We start from the raw sequence: 17,919 nt of genomic DNA on the forward strand, positions 1-17,919 counted from the left end.
TGTTGGCGCTGTCGAGGAACTCAACCGTCGTAAACCACAAATCCGCATCTCCGACGTTTTCGAGGTCGTGGATCTTGTATTCGCCTTTTCCATAGACGAAGTGACGGGTCTCGCCAGCCGAATAGACCGCCTCGACGATCGTCCCATCCTCCGCATGCGACTGCGCCCTCCCCGGCGTCACTGCAGTCCAAAAATAGTCCAGTACATGGCGATGGAATCCAATGCGCTCGCCCGGAGCAAGCCGAATTTCCCAGACGCGTACGCGGTCCGTTTCCGACAAGAGCCGCGTGCCGACCCGGCCGTTGAATTGATTGGCGTCGAACTCCTTGCGAATGACATCGGGCCAAGAGGCCCAGCCCTTTTCGACCACATTAGCGTTCATTTTGGTTTCTCCTTGAGTTGGGTTCTCCGAGAAGCATCATTCGACGGCCAGGCCCGTCTGCGCGCGAACATGCTGCGCGCCAAACGATGCGCGGACCGAGGCAGCCGCCGCACTGCGATCGAGCACCGACACCGCCCAGGACACGGCGAAGGCCAGCGGAACCGAGACGAGGGCCGGATTGTCGTAAGGAAACGGCGCGGGCCCGAGCTTGAACGTGGCGGTCCATACGCCCGGGCTGAGAGCGACCAGCCCGACTGATGCCAGTAAGCCGGCGAGCGATCCGCTCACTGCTCCCCGCGTAGTGAGGTCGGGCCAGACGATCGAGAGCAGTATGACCGGGAAGTTCGCGCTCGCGGCGATCGCGAACACCAGTCCGACCATGAACGCGATGTTCTGATTCTCGAACAGGACGCCCAGGCCCATCGAAAGCACGCTGATTGCGACTGCGGCCGCCTTCGATACGAGCACTTCCTCCTGCTCGCTCGCACGACCTCTGCGGATCACGCGCGCGTAAAGATCGTGGCTCGCCGCCGAAGCGCCCGCGAGCGTCAGCCCCGACACGACGGCGAGAATGGTGGCAAATGCCACCGCGGAGATGAACCCGAGCAGCAGCGATCCGCCGACGGCATCCGCCAGATGCAGGGCCACCATGTTGACGCCCCCGAGCAGCCCGCCCGACGCATCCCGAAACTGGGGATTCGCCGAAACGATCGCGATGGCGCCGAAGCCGAGCACGAAAAGCAGACTGTAGAAGACGGAGATGAATCCCGTTGCGACCAGCACCGACGTGCGAGCCTCACGAGCGTCGCTGACGGTGAAGAAGCGCATGAGGATGTGCGGCAGTCCGGCCGTACCGAAGATCAGGGCCAATCCGAGAGAGATCGCCGACACCGGATCCTTGACGAGACCGCCGGGGGCCATGATTGCGTCGGCTTTTGGATGCAAGGCGACGGCTTCCCGGAACAGAGCCTCCAGACTGAAGCCGAAATGTCCGAGAATCAGAACCGACATCAATACCGAGCCCGACATCAACAGCACGGCCTTGATGATCTGCACCCAAGTCGTCGCCAGCATGCCTCCGACAGTCACGTAGACCATCATCAGTACGCCCACGATGCCGACCGCGTAGATGTACGGAAGTCCGAACAATAGCTGGATGAGCTTTCCGGCCCCGACCAACTGCGCGATCAGATAGAAGACCACGATGACCAGGGTATTGACGCCGGCAACTGCCCTAACCGGCACTTCGGAGAGCCGATACGCCGCGACGTCGGCGAACGTATAGCGGCCGAGGTTGCGCAGCGGCTCCGCAATCAGGAACAGGATCATCGGAAAGCCAACGAGAAAGCCGATCGCGTAGATCATGCCGTCGTAGCCCGAGGTGTAGACGAGCGCCGTGACACCCAGGAACGTTGCGGCCGAGGTGTAATCGCCGGCAATTGCGAGCCCGTTCTGGACGCCTTTGAGACCGGCACCCGCAGCATAGAAATCCTTTGCCGTGTTCGTGCCCCGTCTCGCCGCCCATAGTGTGATGGCGAGACTGACCGCGACGAAGCCGAGGAACATGACAATCGCCGTTGCGTTCAGCGATTGCCGAGCGCCGCCCGCGGAAGTCAGCGCGTCCGCCGCCGCAGGCTCAGAAGCAAGTGCGACTGCGGTTGCGGTAAAGGCTGCGTAGCCCGAGCGCGCAATCATCGAAAATCCTCCAGCAGGAGCTGACTGAGCCGATCGAAACGGGAATTCGCCCGCCGGACATAGAGAGCGGTCAGCAGGAATCCGAAGGCGATCAGACCGACGCCGATTAGCACGCCCCAGGTCATCACGCCGCCGCTCCACAGCGGATGCCCGAGCAAACGGGGCCAGAATGCGACGGTCAGAATGTAGGCGAAATACGCGACCGTCATGACGATCGACATGCCGACGCCGAGGCGCGCGCGCTCGCTCACGAGCTGTCTGAACACGGGACTATTCTGAATGGCCTGTGGGTCCATTGGTTGGTCCCCTCCTCCTTTTTTGAATTCGGTCACGCAGCGATTCCCGTCGTGACAGCGGTCTCCGCCATCACCGCCTCAGGGGTGCGGTGGCGTTCCGCCATCGCCCGTTCTTCGGCAGTGGCAATCTGCGCCTGCATGTAGGCGCCGAGATCGCGGGCGCGGCGGACGACCGCGGCTCCGAACGGAAGCCGGGTCGACTCGAATTTCGCGAGCGCGGCGGGCAGATCGCGCGGATGGGCCCGCAATACGTCGACCAGAGCGGCCGCATCTCCCGCAGCTTTCGTCACTCCCATTCCGACGTGCGGCCTAGCCACGAAAGCCGCATCGCCCAGGATCACCGTTCGGGGTCCGAGGACCATTCGCGACGTCTCGAGATCGAGGATGGCCTGTATGAACGGCTGGTCCGTGAGGCGGACGACCTCGGCGAACTGCGGTGCAAGCAGTCGCTCCGCGTCCCGACGCATCGAGGCGATCACGTCGGGGCGTATCCGGATCGGCGGAATCGACAGTTCGTGCCGGACGCCGTCGATGTCCGTCAGGAGATCGGCCAACCCATGGCCGGAGTCGGCCGGACGGTACCAAACGAAATTGAAGCGACGTTCGCCGACATCCATCTCTTCGTTGGCGCCGGCGACGGGATAGCCGAGCATCTGCTCCCCGGGAGGGAGGCTGAAAGCGAACCAGTCGCACAGCTCCGCGCGGGTCCTCGGCGATAGTTTTCGTTCCTCGACGAGGCCGCGCCACGCGACGTAGCCGGCATATCTGGGATAGACATCCGCAGCGAGCTGCGCCCTGACGCACGAAAAAATGCCGTCCGCGCCGATCAGCAGATCTCCCGAAGCTTCGGAGCCGTCGGAAAACCGCGCCGCCACGCGGTCGTCAACCTCCGCAACCTCCACAAGGTTCTTGCCGTGATGGTAGTTCTCCGCCGGAAAGGCTGCCCTCAGAAGCCCATAGAGGTGCCCCCACGAGGTGAGGACCTGACGCAACTTGAGCTCGCCCTCGATGTGGCCGCTGCCATCGAGCACGCGCCGCCCCGGGACGGCGACCCCGACTGCGGCCGCTTCCGTGTCGATGCCAGCTCTCCCCAATACCTCGAACAACTCGCGATGAGTGACGATTCCCGCGCCTCGGCCTGCCAGTTCGGCGCCGATACGTTCGTATACGTCGACCTTCCAACCTTCCCGGCGCAGCAGCAATGCCGCGAACAGTCCGGCCATGGATCCGCCGATCACCAGTGCCTTCGGCCGCGTTTTGCCCGTCCAGCCATCGTTCGTCATGAGCAGCCTCCCTTGCGGTGCGGTCGGACGGGAGTTGTCGGGCCGCTATTTATCGTTTGATCAATTATCGAGGCGGCATTGACTTGAGTCAATGACTATTTATCGATCGATAAACAAAAAGTGACGAACCGGCTAGCGGGATCGGACAGGACGGGAAATCGGTGTATGAAGTTGCAGAACCGCACTCAAGCCCACGAATCAGGTGTGAAGAAGCCGAACAGAGCGCGTCCCAGAACGCCTATCCGAGAGCAGCAGAGGCTGGACCCGTCCGAGCGGGAGGCCATCATCGCGCGAGAAGCGGTCTCGTTCTTCGCCGAGCACGGGTTCGAAGGACAGACCCGCGAACTCGCGAGGCGCCTGCGTATCACCCAGCCCCTGCTCTATCGCTATTTTCCGAGCAAGGAAGCCCTCATCGAGCGGGTCTATCAGGAGGTTTTCGTCGAGCGCTGGAAGCCGTCGTGGGAGAAAATCATCACCGATCGTTCGGTCCCCCTTAAGACCAGGTTGATCCAGTTCTATCGCGAGTACGCCGAGGTCATTCTCACCTATGAGTGGATCCGCCTGTTCATGTTCGCGGGCCTCAAGGACCTAGGATTGAACGCCCGCTATCTCAGAATGCTGCGCGAACGCGCGTTCGAAAAGGTGATCGAGGAGATCAGGCTCGAATACGGACGTCCCTCCACCCGCGAACTCCCGGTTACCGTTCTCGAAATCGAGATGGTGTGGGGGCTTCATGCGGCGATCTTCTATCTCGGAGTACGCCAGTTCATCTATTCGATGCCGCTCGAAACGGACGTCAATTCGATCATTGATGCGAAGGTGGCGACGTTCCTCGGCGGCGTCCGCTCCGTTCTGCCGGCGAAGGAAAAGGGCTAGAGCATTTTCGGTTCTGATTGAATCAGAACCGAAGCTCTAGATTCTTGTTTTGACGCGTTTTCTTCACGCGAACCGGTGTCCACTTCGCTCGAAAACGCTCTAACCAATCACGGCCCTATCGCTCTTTTTATGCGCGCCGACGTAATGGGAAGATCGTGGAACCGGACGCCTGTCGCATCCCTGATTGCGTTGGCAAGGGCTGCTCCCGTCGGCCCTTGCGCAGCCTCGGCGACGCCATAGAAGGCGTCGCCCGGCCGATCCACCAGATGGACTTCGACCGACTCGGGGACGCGATCGAACCGCATAATCGGATAGGCCGACCAGTCCACCGATGTGACGCGAGTACGGTCGAACGTCACCCGCTCGAAGAGCGTCCAGCTCATCGCCTGCAGGATGCCACCTTCGATTTGATTGCGGACGCCATCCGGATTCACGATCTGCCCCGTATCCACCGCCGCCACGATGCGACGGACACGAATGACACCGTTTAGCCGGGAAAGCTCGATCTCGACGGCCACCGCGCACCAGGCCTCAAGATTCTTGTAGCGCGCAAAGCCGAACCCGAACCCGGTGCCTTCCGAGGACTTAGCCCGTGTGGTCCACCCAAAACGCGAGGCCGCTTTCTCGATGACATCGCGCGCGCGTGGATCTTCAATGTGCCGAAGCCGAAACGCCACGGGATCCTGACGTGAACGAACCGCCAATTCGTCGAGGACGCTTTCGATCGAGAGGACGTTTAGATAACCGCCCAAGGAGCGCATCGAAGAGCCGCGCAAGGGCATGTCGGGCAGGAAGTGGCTGATCACCTTGCAGTTCGCGATCGCGTAGAGCGGGATTGCGTTCCTGTCACCGCCACCTTCGGGCTGCGCAAGGGCTACGGGTGGCGCGGGCGGGAAAGCGTCCGACTTCAGTCGGGCCGCGATCAGCGTGCCCGGCGGCCCGGGTCGCATCATGTGCGACTGGCTCCACACTTCGTGGTGCCAATCAGCAATCGCGCCGTCCGCGCCGACCGCCGCGTTCAGCTTGACCACCATGCCGGGCCCGAACGGATCCCACGCGTGCTCCTGTTCACGCATCAGTTGGACCCTGACCGGCCGACCGGGTGCTGCCAAAGCCAGCATCGCCGCGTCGGCCGCGACGTCGTCGGCGCCGTTGTGGCCATAGCAGCCGGCACCTTCCGCATGGATGCAGCGCACGTTCTCGGTGGGCATCCGCAGCATGCCGGCGATCGCATCGCGAAGGAAAAACACGCCCTGGGTATGGGTCCAAACCGTGAGCTTTCCGTCCTGGAACTGCGCAACCGCGCACGACGGCCCAATCGATCCGTGCGTAAGATAAGGTCTGCTGAAGGTCCCCTCGACCAGGATTCCCGGCCCGCCGGGATTTCCCGTGTCGTGAATCGTGGTGTCGCGCGAAGGCAATTTCATCAGCGCGGCCGGCAAATCCACCTCGTCCGGCAGCTCCTGCCGTTCGATCCAATTCGTCGTGGCCGCGAGAGTTCGCATTCCCTGCACTGCGGCCCATTCGCGTTCCGCAATTACGCCGAGGAAATTGCCGTCCCGCACGACCTTGACGATGCCGCTCATCCGCTCGACCCGCGCGACATCGCAGTCCCGCAACGTGGCGCCGTAACTCGGCGGGCGAACGACGCGACCGTGCAGCATCCCCTCTGGACGTAGATCCTGGACGTAGGCAGCCCCACCGTTCACTTTGGCGGGAATATCGACCCTTGGCACGGGTCGGTCCATCACGGTGAAGTCTGCCGGCGAGGTCAAGCGCGAGATCGGCTTAGCGTCGACCGACAGCAGTTGATCGCTCACCAATTCGCCGTAACCAAGCCGCACGCCGTCAGCACCAAACACCTCGCCGTCGCGTACCTGCAGCGAGCTGGCGGGTACGCCGAATCTGCGGGCCGCTTCGTCCCGGAGCAGTTCGCGCGCTTGCGCCGCCGCATTCCGAATCGCGGTGCCGGAGTCCTGCATCGAGTGGCTGGCAGCCGTGTAGCCTTCATTGGGCGTCCGCGCGGTGTCGGCCGTGACCAGCGAGAGCCGATCGAGCGGCAACTTGAGTTCCTCTGCCGCGACCTGAAGAAGCGCGGTCTTGAGGCCCTGTCCGAGTTCGGCCTTGCCGGTGAGGATCGTCGCGGCGCCCGACGCGTCGATGCGAATCCAGGCGTCGATTCTCGGGTTGTCGTCGAGGCTTCCCGGCAAACCGTGCTTCGAGGGTCCTCCACCCGTGCCGGTTTCGGTCTGTGCATACGCCCCGGAAAACCGGAAGGCGACGATGAGCGCACCGGCGCCGGCCAGAACGCTGCGCCGAGAGACAGCATGCGTCATCGTTCCGTCCTCGCGTCGGCCGTCTTCGGCCGCATCTCTTCTGCGGCGCGCCGGATCGCACGCAAGATTCGCATGTGCGTGCCGCATCGACAAAGATGAGGCTGCAGCTCCGCTCTGATCGACTCATCGGTGGCGTGCGGATCGCGACTCAGCAACGCATGAGCACGCATCATCATGCCGGAAATACAGTAGCCGCATTGTGCGGCCTGCTCGGTGATGAAGGCGCGCTGCATCGGGCCAAGCGCGTCCTGGCTCCCGATTCCTTCCAACGTGGTGACCGTCCGTCCCTCCAACACCATCACCGGCGTTACACAGGAGAAGACGGCCTTGCCATCGACGATGACCGTGCAGGCGCCGCATTGCCCGAGCCCGCAACCGTATTTCGCGCCGTTCAGACCGAGTTCGTCCCTGAGAACGTAGAGCAGCGGAGTGTCAGGGCTCGCCTCGATGGATCGGCGCTCGCCGTTGACGATCAAAGTTGTCATGTTGCTTTACCGAGCCTCCTAAGTCCTTGTTCGGTCCGACTCACCGGCCACCTCTTGCTTTCGCGACCGCTTTCGCAAACCCGTCCCACTGCCGCTTTCCGGCAAACCGGGTACGCAAATAGTTGGCAAGATCGGAGATCTGCCGGTCGTCTAGGACATCACCGAAACCGGGCATGATAGGACGTGCGGAAGCGCCGCTAGCCGCCGGTATTCCCCGCACCACCAGATTGACCAGGTTGGTGGGCACCTCGTCCATAACCGCTGTGGAGAGATCGAGTCTCGAGCCGCCTAGCGGCAAGGGTCTGTCGGCATCGTGGCACGACGCGCAGACGGTGGCGTAGATCGCGCCGCCCGGCTCTGATGGGATGGAGGGCGTCGCCGCCTGAGCGCCGCCGGCCTGCGGCAAGCGTCCCGGACCAGAACGAGTCCTCTCCACATCATTCCGCCCCTCGCCTTTGCCGAGAGAGACAAGATAATGGGCCATTGCCCTTACGTCCGCGGGGTCGACCTGCGAGAGGTTGTTGGCCACGTTCGCCATGGGTCCTTGAGCGGTCCCATGCAAAGCGTGCCAGCCGCGCGCGAGATAGTCCGCCAGGGCGGCTTCGTCCCATGCGACCGGCGATCGTGAGCTTCGACCGAGCGCATAGGCGCGCCAACCTTCGGCTTCGCCTCCTGCGAAACCGGCCGACGTCTTTTCCGCACCGAGGAGATTTCGGGGGGAATGGCAGGCGCCGCAGTGGCCGAGTCCCTCCACCAGATACTTCCCTCTATTCCACCTCTCATCCTTCGATGGGTCCGCGACGAACCGCGCCTGACGAAGGAAGAGAAGCTTCCAGCCGGCCAGCGTCAGACGAACGTTGAGAGGAAACGGAAGCTCGTTGGGCGGCGCCGATGATTTGACCGGATCGATCGACATGAAGAAGGCGTACAACGCCTTCGCGTCGTCGTCCGATACGCGCGTGAAATGGTCGTACGGAAAAGCCGGGTAAAGGTGACGGCCCTCGCGATCCACGCCGGACCGCAGAGCGCGAATGAAGGCCTGCTCCGACCAGCGCCCGATGCCTGTTTCCGGATCCGGCGTGATGTTAGTGGAGTAGATCGTTCCGAAGGGCGTCGGCATCGCAAGCCCTCCGGCGTATGGGAGTCCGCCGGGTGCAGTATGACATGTGGCGCAATCTCCAAGGAGAGCAAGACTGGCTCCGCGGCGCACCGCCGCACGATCCGGCACGCCGAGCGACCGCGCATCGACGGGCGGGATTGGCGATTCCAAAGCACAAAAAAATGACGCCGTCCCGCCGATCACCCCGATGGCAAGCAGTGTAAGCAGAACCGACCTGAGCTTCATCGCCCTCCCCTCCAGGATGCGATCGCCATATCAGGCTGGTGCTGGCGCCATCTTTTCAGTTTGACGCGAGACTTGCACAATCTCCCGATCACGGCTCGACGAGCCGATCCAAAGCGTGCGCACGGAATCCAATACGCCCGCTCGCCCGCAGCGTAACGATCGAACGAAGACTCTCCCATCTGGAAAGCGAGCATGCGGGCAAGTGGCTATCGCCAACACCATTGCGGCCGCGTGCAGACGCGACCATCGGCGCATAGGAGCCATCCATCTTTGACGATCCCTTGTTATTTATCGATTGATAATTAACTCTCGATCGTGCTCGAGGTCAAGTGTCGGGCGCGCGGAACCGAGACTGCGTGCCGACGAAACGAGGATTTGCCGCCATGTCAACGTCAACGATTGCGACGGACCAACAGGTCCCCGAACTCACCCGCGCGCGCACGTTCGCCATGGCGGTTTGCGCCGGGATCGCGGTTGCAAACATCTACTACAACCAGCCTCTGCTCGGCCTGATCGAGGCAAACTACCCGAACTCCTCGACAATCGGTCTCATACCCACAGCCACACAATTCGGTTACGCGGTTGGTCTCCTCTTGTTGGTTCCCTTGGGCGACCTTGTCGAGAGACGGCGTCTCATCGCCGTGCAATTCGTCGCTCTAGCGGCGGCTCTAGCATTCGCCGCCGTCGCTCCGTCCACGCTCGCGTTGATCGCGGCATCGCTCGTGCTGGGCGTCGCAGCCACCGTGGCCCAACAGATCGTCCCATTCGCCGCGACGCTTGCCGATGACCGCACAAGGGGCGCCGCAGTTGGAACGGTCGTGAGTGGAATCTTGGGTGGCATTCTCCTCAGCCGCACGATAGCCGGGTTCGTCGGATCGCATTTTGGATGGCGCGAGATGTTCTGGCTCGGCGTCCCGTTGGCGCTCGGCGCTGCCGTACTGGTCCGTTTGATCCTGCCGCGCCACCATGTGACGCAAAGCATCGGATACCCTGCCGCGCTGCGTTCGCTCGTTCACCTGCTCGTCGAGGAACCGGCGCTTCGACTGGCGGCGGCAACGCAAGCGATGCTGTTCGCCTCATTCATCGCCTTCTGGACCGTCCTGTCCCTGCACCTTCAGGAAGCCGCCTTCGGACTCGGACCGGAAATCGCCGGCCTGTTCGGCGTCATCGGTGCGTCGGGCATCCTCGCTGCGCCTCTCGCAGGTCGAGTGGCCGACAAGCGGGGTCCGCACCTGGTCATTGTGATCGCGGCCGCCGTATCGCTTTCCTCCTGGGTCGTTTTCGCGGGCTGGGACGTCATCGCGGGATTGGTCGTCGGGGTGGTGTTGCTCGACGTCGGCGTGAACGCTGCGCTGGTTTCAAATCAGCACCTGATCTTCGCGCTCCGTCCGGAGGCACGGAGCAGGCTGAACACCGTGTTCATGACGGCAATGTTCGTCGGCGGTTCACTCGGATCGCTCGGGGCAAGTTGGGCATACGCGCATCTGTCCTGGCTCGGCGTCTGCGGCTACGGGGCTGCGCTTGCGACAGCGGGTCTGCTCCTGCAGCTACCGACGCTTTCGTTCCGACCCGACAAGGCATCGCGTCACTGACGTGACGGACCCATTCGAAGCTGCAAATCGGGAGTGGCGGATGAGTTGGCATGCCGATCATGACTTCACGGTTACGATCAGCGGCGGGTCGATTGCCGGGCTTTGCAACGCCATTGCGCTTCGAAGGCTCGGCGCGACCATAAGGGTTCATGAACGCGTGCCCGGCCCGATGATGGCCCGAGGAGCCGGGATCGTTGTCCAACGCGAACTGACCCGATTTTTCGCGGAAAATGGCGTACGCCCACTCCCCTTCACGTCCTGCCGCGGGAGGCGATATCTCGATCACAACGGCGGAGACGGCGTCCTGCAGGAGATGCCGCAGGAATTCACCTCCTGGGAAGCCATCCACGCAGCGCTGCGGGCCGCCGTTCCGGATGAATGCTATCGCGCGGGCTCCGAGGTGACGACCGTGATCCAGACCGGCTCCAAGGTCTCGGCGACCCTCGGTGACGGCACCGTGGTCGAAAGCGATCTGTTCGTAGCCGCCGACGGTTCGGGCTCCGCAACGAGGCGAGCAATGCTTCCCGACGTCGAGGCGGGATATGCCGGCTACGTTGCCTGGAGGGGCACGCTGGATGAACGCGTCGTGCCTCCCGATCTTCTGTCCTTCTTCGACGACCTTTTCACTTTCTCCGAGGCCCGCAGCGGCGGCCACATGCTTGCGTATTTCATCCCTGGAAAAGACGGCGCCGTCACGACCGGATCGCGGCGCCTCAATTGGGTCTGGTATGTGCATGTCGCTCTCGCCGACCTCGCGAACGTGCTGACCGACAGGAACGGCGTACGGCATCGATCCTCGCTTCCGCGAGGTACGACGCCGCAGAGCACCGTTGCCGCGCTGAAGGCGCGTGCCTTGCGCGAGCTTCATCCGAAGATGGCCGCACTAATCTCGGAAACGCGCGATCCTTTCCTCCAGACGATCCTCGACGTGACGGTGCCGAAGACTCTGTTCGGCCGAATCTTGCTGGCCGGCGACGCAGCGTTCGTCGCACGCCCCCACACCGCGGGGGGAACCGCCAAGGCAGCCTACGAGGCCTCCGTTCTCGCACGCGCTCTGAAGTCGGCGCGCGCGAACGTCGACGTCGCGCTCCAGTCCACCGAGCGGCTGCAGCTCGAATACGGCTGCGCTCTCTACCAATACGGTCTTGCGCTGGGAAATCGCTGGTCGCGCGAAAGAAGCACCGACTAGCCCGATCGACCAGGATCCGAAACTCGAAGGAATGTGAAATATGGCGGATCTCTTTCATCCGACGACCCTGGGCGATCTCGATCTCGCCAACAGGATAGTCATGGCCCCGATGACGCGCTCGCGCGCCGACGAGCGGGGCATCATCAATCCCTCGGCGTCGGAATACTACGCCGCGCGCGCGAGCGCCGGCCTCATCATTACCGAAGGCGTCAACGTGGGACCGATGTCCCTCGCGTTCGACCGGACGCCCGGTCTGTGGACCGACGAACAGACCGAGGGATGGAAAGCGGTCGTCGGTCGTATCCACAAAGAAGGGGGGCGCGTTGTCGCGCAGCTCTGGCACGCCGGACGCGCGAGTGCGCGTGGCCTGCTGTCCGACAAGCAACCGCCGTCTCCGTCGGGCGTGAACGACGATCTGGATCGGCTGCAGGTGTGGGCGCTCCTCGCCAACGGCGCATATGTGCGGATCACCGCTACGCCGTCGCACGCGATGACTCTCGGAGAGATTCAAGGCGTCGTGAACGAATTCAGGCTCGCAGCCGACAACGCCGTTCGCGCAGGATTCGACGGCGTCGAGATCCACGGCGCCAACGGCTATCTCATCCACCAGTTTTTGTCCCCCACCATCAATCTGCGGACCGACGACTACGGCGGGAGCGTCGAAGGACGATCCAGATTACTTCAGGAAATCGTGTCGGCGATTTCCGATGTCATGCCGCGTTCGCGGATAGGACTGCGGCTATCACCCTTCGCCGATTACAACAGCACCCGGGACCCGAAACCGGAGGATACCTATGGGCCACTTGCGCGATGGCTGGGGACTGCCGGGCTTGCATACCTGCACCTTGCCGACACCAACGCCTGGACCGGAGCGCCTGACTACGAAAAGATGCTTCCGATATTTTGCGCGCACTATCGCGGCCCGCTCATCGTCAACGCGGGTATCACCCCGGAGCGCGCCGCCCGGATCGTCAACTCCGGCGAGGCCGATGCAGTCGCTTTCGGTCGCCTCTTTCTCGCCAATCCGGACCTTCCGGCGCGGATTCGAGCCGGCGGCCCCTACAACTCACCGCAACCATTCGGGATATATGGCGGTTCGGATTCCGGATACCTCGACTATCCGACGCTCAAGACCGTCAGCAGAGAGACCGCTACGCGAGCTTAGTGCTGGCAGAACCGAGGAGGTCGACGGCAGCCATGGAGGCTCCTTCTGCTGACGAGCAGCGGCCGGACCAATGAAGTCGTCATCCCGCCATTCCGTACACGGACATCCGGGCGGAGATTCCTCGCAACTGGTGCTCACCGAGATACTCGACATCATGGGGAACGTGTCGGGCGACGGCTTCCGTCATGAGCAGGTCCCGGCCTATCGTCTTGGTGAGCGCTTCCACGCGGCAAGCCTCGTTGACGGCTGCGCCGATGACCGTGAAGTCCAGGCGATCCGGGGCGCCGATGTTGCCGAAAAAGACCTCACCTTCGTGAAGGACGATGCCCGCGCGTAGCAAGGGGTGGCCTTCGGCGTCGGACGCGACCCGGATTTTCCGATTAGAAGCTTCGAGTCTGGCAATTGCCTCCCTCGCCGCCGAGACGGCCGCGCGCGACGCTTCGGCGACGCCGATCTTCACCGGAAAGACGGCGAGCATGCCGTCACCGATGAACTTGAGAATTTCGCCGCCGTGAGCGGACACGGCGCTCGCCATCGCTTCGAAGTAGGCGTTCAGCAGCACCAGCATGTCGGCCGGGGCCAGAACGTCCGACATCTGCGTGAAATTTCTCAGGTCCGAGACCCAAATCACGGCGCGGATCGAGTCTCCTGCACCGCGCTTGATTGCGCCTTCGAGCACCTTGGCAGCGGCGCCGTAACCAAGGTAGGCTGCCAACGCGTTTTCGGAGATCTTCAACTCGCTGTGCCGTTGCACATGCAAGGCGAATAGTTTGAAGAGCCGGGTCAATGAATCTATTTCCGCCCCGGCGAAGCCGCCGCCAGCTTTTGTTGCGACGGTGATCACGTTACGTGTGTCCAGACCCGACAAGGGAATCGCAACGTAGTCGGTCATGCCGGCGGCCGCGAGCTCGATCATGAGCGGAAATTCGTCCTGCGCCGACCTCTCGTTCGGCGCTCGTCGTATCGTCTCGCCGGTCTCGACGATACGCTGCAGCGGATTGAGTCTGTAGGCATCGGAATCGACAGTCGCGTCAGCGACCCGCACCTCGTCGCAGAAGCCATCGTCGGCGTTCCAGACCCACGCGAAACCGACAAGCTGGGGGTGAAGCGTGCCGATGTGCAGGGTAAGTCGATCGACCGAAGAGCCAGCCACCTTCATTCGACAGATCAGCTTAACCAGGAGGTCGATCATCTGCCGCTCGGCGGAGGCCTCTTCCAGTAGCCAGGTTTCGGTCTCGGCGAAGCTGTCCGCGCTGCCGGCAGCGACCGCGATCGGGCCGGCTCTTCGCACGAACGAGACCGACGGGGGATATATCCGAGGCGATGGATCGGAAGTCTTGGAAGCCATTTCAACTTCCTCGGGCATCGAGTTCGCGCCCGAAGCGTTCGACGAGGAAATCGATGAAAAGCCTGACTTTCACCGACAGGTGTCGTGTCGGCGGGTAGATCGCATACAGCGTAAGTGGCGGCGCCGAGAAGCCCTTCAAGATCGCCTGCAGTTGCTTCCTCTTCAGCGCCTCACCGGCGATGAACTCGGGTAACAACGCCACTCCCCTTCCCTTGACGGCGACGTCGCCTAGCACCTCGGCGTTGTTTACGCACAGGGACCAGGCGGGTTGGATCCAGTGCTCTCCGTCGGCACCAGTCAGCTTCCACTGGTTGCCGGTGAGCAGGAAGCCGTACGTCAGGGAGATGTGATCGCGAAGGTCCCGCGGGTGCGATGGCATGCCGTGCTTCTCGAGATAGTCCGGCGATGCGCAGATCACCCTCGGCATAGGCGTGATCTTCCGCGCGATCAGGCTGGAGGATTCGAGCTCGGCGATACGAAGGGGCACGTCGAAACCGTCCTGGACGGGATCGACGAGGTCGTCGCTCAGCACGAGTTGGAGCTGCATTTCCGGATATTTGAGCATGAAGTCGGCGAGCGCCGGGCCCAGCTTTATGGTGCCGAAGGACATCGGCGCATTGATGCGCAGAAGTCCGCGTGGGGCCGACTGCAAATGCGTGACGGCCTGGTCGGCGGCATCCATCTCGGAAAGGATGACGAGCGCGCGTTCGAAATAGAGCTGACCGTTCTCGTTCGGGCTCGCATGCCGCGTGGTCCGATTGAGGAGCTGCACACCGAGGTTTTCCTCGAGATCGCCGACGTACTTGCTGATCGCCGACCTGGACAGGCGTAGCTGGCGGCCCGCCTCCGAGAAACTGCCGGTTTCCACCACTTTCACGAAGGCCTTTAGGCTGGCCACCTTGTCCATCGTTCAATCCCGATTGTCTCCAATTCGTAAACAGTAGCGTCATGAAAGCATGGATTGTTCTCGCATCAAAGCCATTCGATATGTGTCGCCAGAGCCCAAGCGGCTCTTTCGAACCCGGAGGCAAGATGTCAGGCATCCATCACGTCACCGCCATCGCCGGCGAGCCGACGCAACGGCTTCCCCAGCAGCGGATGCAGGATCGCGGCGCCGTGCTCGATCTCAAGCGCTGTGCCGACGATGGCGCTCTTGCCGTAGGCCGTTGCCGGCGCGCCATCCAGCAATGCAACGGACCGCCTGCCGAGCAGGTCGCCCAGCCGCTCGCCAAGCACCATCAGCGACTCCAATTCGTCGCCAGGGTCGGCGGCGATAACAGCAGCCGCCCAGGCGCGCCGCGACTCTCCGATCTCGTCGAGATGACTGACCAGACGCACAATCCTGAGATCGCTCATGTCGGCCCCGGAAAAGCTCCACGCGCCACTTCATAGGCTGCGGCGGCGCGTAGCACGCGTGCATCGTCATAGCGTCGGCCGATGATCTGCAGCCCGATGGGCAAGCCGGCCCGGGTCAGCCCGCATGGCACGGACGCTGCCGGTTGCATGGTCTGATTGCACCACGAGGTGAAACGCGGCGCCTCGCGCAGCTCGGCCGGCAGCCCGGGCACGGGCGGCGCTTCGACATGGAAGGTCGGACAGATCAGGACATCGTGGTCGGCGAAGAAGGCGTGCATCTCACGCCCAAGCTTTTCGCGCGCCGCGAGCGCATCGGCCAGCACGGAAGCTGGCAGCTTGGAGCCGATACGCGCAAGTTCGACCGTGTCCGGATCGATCAGCACACGCTGCTCGGGCACAAACTGCTTCAGGAGTTGCGCGAGATTGACCATCCACTGGATCGAATGCAGCCGGCTTTCGACATAGCCGGCCAGCGGCGGCACCTCCGTTTCTTTGACAATGGCGCCCGCCTCCGCAAAGGTCCTTGCGGCTGCCGCTACTGCCGCTGCGATATCTTCCTGTACCGTGGCGATGCCGAGATCGGGGCTGAAGGCGATGCGCCAGCCGCGAACGCCGTCGTTCAAGCCATGACGGTAGTCCCGCCCGTCAGGAGGCGTCGCCTGCCAGTCGCCAGCAAAGGGCTGCGCCATCACGTTGAGCAGCAGGGCGGCATCCGCCGCGCTGCGCGCGATCGGCCCGACATTGCTCAGCGAGCCGGTGTTTTCTCCTCCGAATGTCGGCACGCGCTTGTACGACGGCTTGAAGCCGACGACGCCGCACCAGGCGGAGGGAATCCGGATCGAGCCGCCGCCATCGGTCGCGATGGCTACCGGACCGAGCCCCGTGGCAACCGCGACTGCGGAACCGCCGCTCGAGCCGCCCGACGCGCGGTCACGATCATATGGATTGCGCGTGATACCGTTGAGCGGCGATTCCGTGACGATCTTGTTGCCGAACTCGGAGGTGGTTGCCTTCGCAAACAGAATCGCGCCCGCTTCGCGGCAACGTGCCGCGGGCGGCGCATCGATGCGAGGGATCGCATCGGGCGTGATCGCCCGGGAGCCCTGGCGGGTCGGCATGTTCTTCGTCGGCATTAGGTCCTTGACCGAGACCGGCACACCATCGAGCACGCCGCGCGGCGTGCCCGAAAGCCACCGAGCTTCCGACTGCCGCGCCTCCGCCAGCGCGCCATCCTCATCGATCGCGGCAAGCGAATTGAGCACAGGCTGCAGCTCGGCGGCACGTGCGAGCACCGCCTTCATGACCTCGACCGGTGAAAAGGCGCGGCTGCGATAGCCCTCGGTCAGCGCATCGATTCCGAGCTCGATCATCCCTTTGCTCCCGTGCATACGGGCGCAATCGCCCCGAGCCGCGCGATCACGTCGATGCCGCGGTCGGGCATGACCTTGCCGACCAGCGTGTCGCAGACGAGATGGCTCGCGGCGAGATCGACCTTCACGGTGCCGCGGGGTGCGGCCAGCGTGACCTTGCCGAAACCGCTGCGCAGCGCGTCGTAATCCGTGCCGCCACCGAGCCGGATCGCTTCCGAGAGCAGCTTTGCCGCCACATAGGTCTTCTCCCCGTGCGGCAGCATCACGACCTTGCCGCGTACGCGCCGCGGCGTGAAATCCGCGAAGCGTCTGCTGTAGGCGTCGATGAAAGCGCGATTCGCTTCGGTATCGACGCTCATATAGGAGGATTCCACGCCGATATTACCGACCGACGCATCCTCTGTTGCGGCCGCAATGGATTCGTGGACCAGGGGCGTTACCAACTGCGGCTTCATGCCGAAGCTTGCATACTGCTTGACGAACGTGATGGGGTCATCGCCAATCGCGTGCCACACAATGTCGGGATTGGCGGCGGCGACCTGCTGCAGGGCCGGGCCGAAATCGCGTGCGCCGAAAGGGAAGAACTGCGCGCCCGCGAGCGTGCCGCCCTGCGCATCGAGCTCGGCCTTCAGACTACCGAGCATGATCTGGCGATTGGTCGCAAGGTCGGAGGCAATAACATAGATCTTCTTGCCGACATTGCTGGTAAGCCATCGCACCATCGGCACGGTACTCTGGTTGATCGAAAGCCCCGTGCAGATCAGGTTGGGATGACAGCGCCCCTCATCGAAATTGGGAAACAGCACGTAGCGCTTGACCTGTGCCGCGATGGAGAGCGCCGCTTCGCGCTCCGACGGCAGCACCATGCCGGTAACGGCGACCACGCCATCGCTCTGGAACAGCTTGCGCGCCTTGTCGAGCGTCGTCTTGGTCGACATCTGCGAGTCTTCGGCGATCACCTCGAGCATCCGCCCGGCGATGCCGCCGGCCTCGTTGATCTCGCTGACCGCGAGATCAAGGCAATTCTGGTTGGTCTGGCCGACAAAGGCGAGAGCGCCGCTCAGCGGCCCCAGGAAACCGATCCGAATCGCCTCGGCCGCGCGCAATGCACGCGGGAAGGCCGCTGCGCCGGCGAGGCCGACCGCAAGACCGCCGAACCTGCGGCGCGTGATCGTCGATAAGCCCATGGCCCCCTCCAACA

At 63.2% G+C, this 17,919-nt stretch carries 16 protein-coding genes; 4 read left to right on the top strand and 12 right to left on the bottom strand.

Features of this window, described 5'->3' with window-relative positions; all coding sequences use genetic code 11:
- The 4 genes from CWO89_RS16620 to CWO89_RS16635 form a co-directional block, all read right to left on the bottom strand.
- A partial coding sequence (locus tag CWO89_RS16620; RefSeq protein WP_130579861.1) for a cupin domain-containing protein occupies positions 1–382 on the bottom strand: 382 nt, incomplete at its 3' end.
- A gap of 36 nt (positions 383–418) precedes the next feature.
- The gene (actP, locus tag CWO89_RS16625) at positions 419–2,077 is read right to left on the bottom strand and encodes a cation/acetate symporter ActP (RefSeq protein WP_130579862.1); all 1,659 of its coding nucleotides are present in this window, start codon (positions 2,075–2,077) and stop codon (positions 419–421) included.
- Entirely contained in the window at positions 2,074–2,409 is a 336-nt protein-coding gene (locus CWO89_RS16630; protein ID WP_245476332.1) for a DUF485 domain-containing protein, read from the bottom strand. The genes actP and CWO89_RS16630 overlap by 4 nt, the downstream gene beginning before the upstream one ends.
- Entirely contained in the window at positions 2,406–3,656 is a 1,251-nt protein-coding gene (locus CWO89_RS16635) for an FAD binding domain-containing protein (RefSeq protein WP_130579863.1), read from the bottom strand. The genes CWO89_RS16630 and CWO89_RS16635 overlap by 4 nt, the downstream gene beginning before the upstream one ends.
- Before the next feature lie 165 nt (positions 3,657–3,821).
- On the opposite strand from CWO89_RS16635, the gene CWO89_RS16640 reads away from it, so the two are divergent.
- Complete coding sequence (locus CWO89_RS16640) at positions 3,822–4,532, top strand: TetR/AcrR family transcriptional regulator (RefSeq protein ID WP_245476333.1); 711 nt, start codon at positions 3,822–3,824, stop codon at positions 4,530–4,532.
- A 107-nt stretch (positions 4,533–4,639) separates the two neighbouring features.
- On the opposite strand, the gene CWO89_RS16645 is transcribed toward CWO89_RS16640, so the two are convergent.
- Genes CWO89_RS16645 through CWO89_RS16655 form a run of 3 tightly spaced genes read right to left on the bottom strand, consistent with a single transcriptional unit; the run spans position 4,640 to position 8,698 of the window.
- Positions 4,640–6,868 carry a xanthine dehydrogenase family protein molybdopterin-binding subunit gene (locus CWO89_RS16645; protein WP_130579864.1) on the bottom strand — a complete coding sequence of 743 codons (2,229 nt, stop codon included), beginning with the start codon at positions 6,866–6,868 and terminating at the stop codon, positions 4,640–4,642.
- A complete protein-coding gene (locus CWO89_RS16650; protein ID WP_130579865.1) occupies positions 6,865–7,353 on the bottom strand; it encodes a (2Fe-2S)-binding protein in 489 nt (162 codons plus the stop codon). The genes CWO89_RS16645 and CWO89_RS16650 overlap by 4 nt, the downstream gene beginning before the upstream one ends.
- 40 nt (positions 7,354–7,393) lie before the next feature.
- Complete coding sequence (locus CWO89_RS16655) at positions 7,394–8,698, bottom strand: c-type cytochrome (RefSeq protein WP_130579866.1); 1,305 nt, start codon at positions 8,696–8,698, stop codon at positions 7,394–7,396.
- Positions 8,699–9,081: 383 nt separating this feature from the next.
- On the opposite strand from CWO89_RS16655, the gene CWO89_RS16660 reads away from it, so the two are divergent.
- From CWO89_RS16660 to CWO89_RS16670, 3 genes are read left to right on the top strand one after another with little or no spacing between them, the layout of a single operon-like run.
- Entirely contained in the window at positions 9,082–10,290 is a 1,209-nt protein-coding gene (locus tag CWO89_RS16660; protein WP_130579867.1) for an MFS transporter, read from the top strand.
- Between the two features lie 40 nt (positions 10,291–10,330).
- Positions 10,331–11,479: an FAD binding domain-containing protein gene (locus tag CWO89_RS16665; RefSeq protein WP_130579868.1), complete on the top strand. Its 1,149-nt coding sequence runs from the start codon at positions 10,331–10,333 to the stop codon at positions 11,477–11,479.
- A gap of 40 nt (positions 11,480–11,519) precedes the next feature.
- Positions 11,520–12,644, top strand: coding sequence for an alkene reductase (locus CWO89_RS16670; protein ID WP_130579869.1), 1,125 nt, complete (start codon positions 11,520–11,522; stop codon positions 12,642–12,644).
- A 79-nt stretch (positions 12,645–12,723) separates the two neighbouring features.
- On the opposite strand, the gene CWO89_RS16675 is transcribed toward CWO89_RS16670, so the two are convergent.
- The 5 genes from CWO89_RS16675 to CWO89_RS16695 all read right to left on the bottom strand — a co-directional run bounded on the left by CWO89_RS16675 (position 12,724) and on the right by CWO89_RS16695 (position 17,905).
- The gene (locus tag CWO89_RS16675; protein ID WP_245476335.1) at positions 12,724–13,992 is read right to left on the bottom strand and encodes an adenylate/guanylate cyclase domain-containing protein; all 1,269 of its coding nucleotides are present in this window, start codon (positions 13,990–13,992) and stop codon (positions 12,724–12,726) included.
- Between the two features lies 1 nt (position 13,993).
- On the bottom strand, positions 13,994–14,899 hold the full coding sequence (locus CWO89_RS16680) for a LysR family transcriptional regulator (RefSeq protein ID WP_165421191.1): 906 nt from the start codon (positions 14,897–14,899) through the stop codon (positions 13,994–13,996).
- 128 nt (positions 14,900–15,027) lie between these two features.
- Complete coding sequence (locus tag CWO89_RS16685) at positions 15,028–15,348, bottom strand: amino acid synthesis family protein (RefSeq protein ID WP_130579870.1); 321 nt, start codon at positions 15,346–15,348, stop codon at positions 15,028–15,030.
- On the bottom strand, positions 15,345–16,718 hold the full coding sequence (locus CWO89_RS16690) for an amidase family protein (RefSeq protein WP_130579871.1): 1,374 nt from the start codon (positions 16,716–16,718) through the stop codon (positions 15,345–15,347). The genes CWO89_RS16685 and CWO89_RS16690 overlap by 4 nt, the downstream gene beginning before the upstream one ends.
- A complete protein-coding gene (locus CWO89_RS16695) occupies positions 16,715–17,905 on the bottom strand; it encodes an ABC transporter substrate-binding protein (RefSeq protein WP_130579872.1) in 1,191 nt (396 codons plus the stop codon). The genes CWO89_RS16690 and CWO89_RS16695 overlap by 4 nt, the downstream gene beginning before the upstream one ends.
- Between the last annotated feature and the right edge of the window lie 14 nt (positions 17,906–17,919).

Source organism: Bradyrhizobium sp. Leo170, assembly GCF_004296405.1.
Classification (GTDB): domain Bacteria; phylum Pseudomonadota; class Alphaproteobacteria; order Rhizobiales; family Xanthobacteraceae; genus Bradyrhizobium.